Raw genomic sequence first — 4,682 nt, 5'->3', positions numbered from 1 at the left:
TTCAGTACTAACTCGCTTCAGCTCACACTCCTCCTAAACGATAACTTGAACCACATCTAAAAGAAACATGATTAAACCGGGATTAGTACTTGACTAATGGTAGAAAAAACAGGCCAACATCATTGAATTAGTGGTGTTGGCCTGTTTTAGCAGCAATCCCGTGGTTACGATAATCAAAATCTACATCTTCTCCAACCCGTGACGCTGTTCCTCATCAATGATGTGAGTATACAGCCCGGTCGCGCTGGTCGAGTTCTGACCCAGCTGGGTGGCCACTAGCTGCTCATTTTTAGTGGCGAGGTATAGTTTTGAGGCCAGCGTGTGACGAAGCTTATGCGGCGTCACACGGACTTTAAACGCAGATGAGTATTTAGCCACCATTTTTTCAATCGAGTTGGCCTGCATTCGCGATGCCTGGCCGCGGTAGCTACTGAGGAACAATGCCCGGTCACTACTGGTCGCGTGGTAAATGCCAGTCCGGTGCGCCACGTAGTCTTGAATGTAGGGTAAGGTCCAGGGGGCAATTGGCACCGTGTCCCGCTGACCACCCTTACGGACAACCCCAATCGTGCCCGTTTTTAGGTTGAGATGGCGCAAATCCGCGTTGGCCGCCTCGGAAACACGGAGGCCGCTCCCCAGTAAGAGAGCGTTAATGGCAAGGTCCCGTTGCTTGTCCCGCCGGAAGTAGCGCTGCTTAGCGGGTGAGAGCTGTTCCTCATATTTGTGATCAATGTAAGCCAAGTAATCGTGGTCGGTGTTCCCCAGCATAAGCTTGGTTTTCAGGTTAGCCGCCCGGGTCGCGTAGGTCTCGCTGGTCCGTACCAGGGCAATCTTATGCATGACGTTGCGGTCGAAGTACGCTTCACCGTTATCGTCCTCCGTGTCCTCTGTGAGGTACTTAAACAACGAGGAGAGGGCGTTGAGGGAACGGTTGATGGTTGGATGGGTCCGACTGCCGGGTGCGCCCGTGAGCTTTGTTTGGTTCAGCAGGGCGGACTTGTATAATTCGACGGTTTCCTTTTTTAGCGTGGCCAACACCTGAATATCAATGTCAGTGGGGCGGGTAGCTGGCGTTAGGCCTTCGCTGATCAACCAGTTGAAGAAGCGCCGAAACTCGGTGAGATACTGATAAAGGGTGGCCGGTGACAGGGGCACGGTCGCTTTTGCCTGATAGTATTCTTGGACATACCAGGGCGCAGTGGCCAGTTCTTGGTTGATTAATTTTAGATAATGTTGTTTTTCCATGGAAGCGGCCTCCGAACATATGTTCTCATAGGCTCTATCATACCGGTGAATGGCAAAATTAGCAAGTCCCCCGTCTGATTTTGTCGGACTACTCTCTTTAAAATATTTGTTTTAATGAAAGTAGTCTTAAGTGATGGCCGTCTTGAATCTTGAGAGTACCCGTGCAAGTTACTAACAACTGTAGCAAAACACTGTAGTACCAGTGTTTTAAGCGTTTAATTCCCATGGTGTCGTCGCAAAATCGATGATTCTATGCGACCATGGCTTCTTGAATGCCATTGCTCGGCTCGAAAAACGAAAGTATTCGCTGGTTTAACGCCATTTGTGCTCGGGTTGGCCTGAGAAAACTAGTCTTTAAAGCTTCAGCAAGCATGTATCACAGCTAATCGCATCGGTTGTGGTACAAAATCAGGCCAAGTTGGTAGCAAGTTCTACCTGAGCGCTGCGGATACGGTTGTCCTAGCAGCCGTTTAAAATTCAGACAACGACTAGTCAGTGCTGTAGCACGTTGGCGAGTGTTCAGACTGACGTTACTGACAGCAAATCAGTCACGAATCAACCCAGCCATTCAAACGACTAGTTCATGGACAGCGCGCAGCTGAACTGCTCAATTTGGACGTTGATTCTGAGCACACGTTCAGCGATTAGACGGAGACCTGATCACGAACGGAACACAGCATCCGCCTGAAAATAGCAGCTTTTGGCCGATGGTGGCTTGCTGCTGGAAATTTATACTAGTGACACGGTCAAAGAGGTTTACCCAGAAGTTTGTCAGCAATTTCAGCCGTAAGTTGTGCACTTGAAATTAGTGTAGAGACTTAGCAAGCAAATCTGGCTGTAAGATTGTGACGATGCCACGACGCTTAAGAAATTCCGACGAGCGCATGCTAACTAACGCAAACAAATCGACACAATAGAAAGGGAACGACCATTCTCGGCCAGTCAATCAAAAAGATATTCTACTTTACATAATATATATTATCGAAAGTAGCGTTCAAAGCCAATTCTGCCCAGGAACCCCAAATTAAAAACCAATCAGTAAAAGTTAAACCACAACTTTACCGATTGGTTTTATCTTAACGAATTACGGGTTCCAGTTCCTTTAAAATCTGTTCCGTGATTGGCGTCAATTTTTCTGGTAACTTATCCCATTCAAAAAACTGTGCCGCACTGGTTTCATCACCATCGCCGTTGGGTTCACCGGTGGCTGTCACATCATAGACGACCGTCACCGAATCAATCTGATCGCCATTGGGATATTTGTATTGCATGCCGGTACCACTGACGACCGTCAACAATTTCGCTGACTGGGCCGTCAAACCGGTTTCCTCGTTAAGCTCACGCTTGACGGTGGTCACGGTACTTTCATTCAGTTCTTTGGAGCCCGCCGGTAAGCCCCAAGCATGATTGTCAGTCCGCTTCACCAACAGTAGCGCTTGTTGCCGACGCACGACCGCAGCTGAACCCACGACAATCACCGGTTCGGAACCGATTTGCTGGCGTAAATTGCGCACATATCCCATTCAATCACCATCCTTTAAGACTTAATTGTATCATACAGAATGGGTATTTAATGCCATTTACTCTTGATAAAATTCTGTCTCCCGCCCATTTCCTCAATTTGATAACGAAAGGGATTCTTGTGGTAGAAGTCTTGGTGCTCCTCTTCGGCAGGATAAAACGGTTGAACGGCTTCAATCTGCGTGACGATGGGCTCGTCGAAGCGGCCACTGGTGCTCAGGGCCGCCTTAGACTGCTCAGCAATTTGTCGTTGTTCGGGACTGTTCACGAAAATTACGGGCCGGTAACTGTCGCCGCGGTCCTGAAATTGGCCCGAAGCGTCGGTTGGATCCGTTTGGCGCCAGTAGATGTCAACGAGTTCAGCATAACTAATCACGCTGGGATCGAACGTGACTTCTACGGCTTCCGTATGACCAGTCGTATGGCTCGCCACTTCGGCGTAGGTCGGATTGACGGTATGGCCGCCCGTGAAGCCGGAGACGACCGTTTTGATCCCTGGTTGCGTGTCAAATGGCTGCACCATACACCAGAAACAGCCGCCCGCAAAGATTGCGGTTTCCATATTTGCCATGTGCAAACACTCCCTTCACTTAGTCTTCAAAGAGTTGCTGAAAGTCGTGGTACCCATTTTCTTCAAGTTTATCTGCTGGAATGAATTTCAAAGCGGCAGAGTTGATGCAGTACCGCAGACCACCCTTATCCTGGGGGCCATCCGTGAAGACGTGACCCAGATGGGAACCCGCGTCCGTACTGCGAACTTCCTGGCGTGACATGCCGAATGAGTGATCCGTGTTTTCCGTCACGTGACTCGCATCAATGGGCTGGGTGAAGGACGGCCAGCCGCAGCCAGCATCGTACTTATCGGTGGAACTGAAAAGCGGTTGGCCGCTCACCACGTCCACGTAAATTCCCTTTTCATAAAATGCATCATACTTACCGGTAAAGGCAGCTTCGGTTGCGGCGTGTTGGGTCACCGCAAATTCTTCAGCCGTTAAGCGTTGTTTTAAGTCTTCCTGACTCTCTTTTTCCGTCATGGGATCTGCCTCCAATTAGTTGTGCACAATTTATTCATATCCCTAGTTTAAAACTTTTCGGGATAAACACAAGTGATTTGTCTAACCAATTTTTAATTTAAACCGGTCACCCGCAGAACAAGGGCGTCATGACATCTGCCATGGCGCCCCTTGAAGCCTAATATTCCCTTAATTTGCTGCCTGACCTGCAGGGGTATTGTATCGCAATTCAACACCCTCAATATCCACCTTCTGGATGGATTCAGAGCGGTTCCGGTAGTACATGACACTCTTCTTGGACGGGTTGTGGGCCAATCCCATGGTGTGGCCTAATTCGTGTTCTGCGACGTGCAGATCATCCGATTTGGCGTACCCATATTCGGCCAATAAAGTCGGATTCAGCGTTGCTGAGACCTTGGTTAAGAGATCTCGGTTGGCCGTATACTCGGTCAACCCAACGTCCTGCCCCATCGAAGCTGCCTGCGCCTTAGAAGCCGTGGTCAAATCGATTTGGGCACTTCCCTTTGTACCCGCCTCGAAATGAAAGGCACCAGTCTTATTCCAAGCAGCAATCGCTGACTTCCAAATGTTCCGATAATATTTGGAATGCGTGGTAATCACGTAGGTCGCGTGGTTCTCAGCAAAGCGTTCTGGACCGAACGGCGTGACACCCGCGGCCATTGCGCTACTAACACCAATCTGTGAAACAAACAAAATCAACGTTGCAACAGCAGTTAAAATCCCTCGGTACCAAAGTTTAATCATACCAAGTTCCCTCTCTCTCGAAGGAGGATGCCTGGTGGCTACCATCGATTCGTATTATAGGGGTTCTATGTCAACTGTTGTTGGTAATTCCATTTATAAAATTGTCTAATCCTTTGAGATTAGGCAATTTTTTTTGAG

Annotated in this window: 5 protein-coding genes; all 5 read right to left on the bottom strand. The window is 48.8% G+C overall.

Annotated elements, in window-relative coordinates; all coding sequences use genetic code 11:
- Positions 1-180: 180 nt before the first annotated feature.
- On the bottom strand, positions 181-1,245 hold the full coding sequence (xerS, locus tag EKM99_RS15375; protein ID WP_125584186.1) for a tyrosine recombinase XerS: 1,065 nt from the start codon (positions 1,243-1,245) through the stop codon (positions 181-183).
- A gap of 1,076 nt (positions 1,246-2,321) precedes the next feature.
- The gene (locus tag EKM99_RS15370) at positions 2,322-2,768 is read right to left on the bottom strand and encodes an NUDIX hydrolase (protein ID WP_125584185.1); all 447 of its coding nucleotides are present in this window, start codon (positions 2,766-2,768) and stop codon (positions 2,322-2,324) included.
- Between the two features lie 47 nt (positions 2,769-2,815).
- Complete coding sequence (msrA, locus tag EKM99_RS15365) at positions 2,816-3,337, bottom strand: peptide-methionine (S)-S-oxide reductase MsrA (protein WP_191983325.1); 522 nt, start codon at positions 3,335-3,337, stop codon at positions 2,816-2,818.
- Between the two features lie 19 nt (positions 3,338-3,356).
- Positions 3,357-3,800, bottom strand: a complete 444-nt coding sequence (msrB, locus tag EKM99_RS15360) for a peptide-methionine (R)-S-oxide reductase MsrB (RefSeq protein ID WP_125584184.1) — start codon at positions 3,798-3,800, stop codon at positions 3,357-3,359.
- Between the two features lie 168 nt (positions 3,801-3,968).
- Entirely contained in the window at positions 3,969-4,544 is a 576-nt protein-coding gene (locus tag EKM99_RS15355; protein ID WP_125584183.1) for a matrixin family metalloprotease, read from the bottom strand.
- Between the last annotated feature and the right edge of the window lie 138 nt (positions 4,545-4,682).

The sequence above is a fragment of the Levilactobacillus cerevisiae genome (genome assembly GCF_003946245.1).
GTDB classification, from domain to species: domain Bacteria; phylum Bacillota; class Bacilli; order Lactobacillales; family Lactobacillaceae; genus Levilactobacillus; species Levilactobacillus cerevisiae.
This window is presented reverse-complemented; position numbering and strand designations above follow the sequence as displayed.

What these genes read in the sequence shown, in the direction of transcription:
- msrA (WP_191983325.1), bottom strand. Translation starts at nt 3,337, where the DNA reads ATGGCAAATATGGAAACCGCAATCTTTGCGGGCGGCTGTTTCTGGTGT.
- EKM99_RS15355 (WP_125584183.1), bottom strand. Translation starts at nt 4,544, where the DNA reads ATGATTAAACTTTGGTACCGAGGGATTTTAACTGCTGTTGCAACGTTG.
- msrB (WP_125584184.1), bottom strand. Translation starts at nt 3,800, where the DNA reads ATGACGGAAAAAGAGAGTCAGGAAGACTTAAAACAACGCTTAACGGCT.
- xerS (WP_125584186.1), bottom strand. Translation starts at nt 1,245, where the DNA reads ATGGAAAAACAACATTATCTAAAATTAATCAACCAAGAACTGGCCACT.
- EKM99_RS15370 (WP_125584185.1), bottom strand. Translation starts at nt 2,768, where the DNA reads ATGGGATATGTGCGCAATTTACGCCAGCAAATCGGTTCCGAACCGGTG.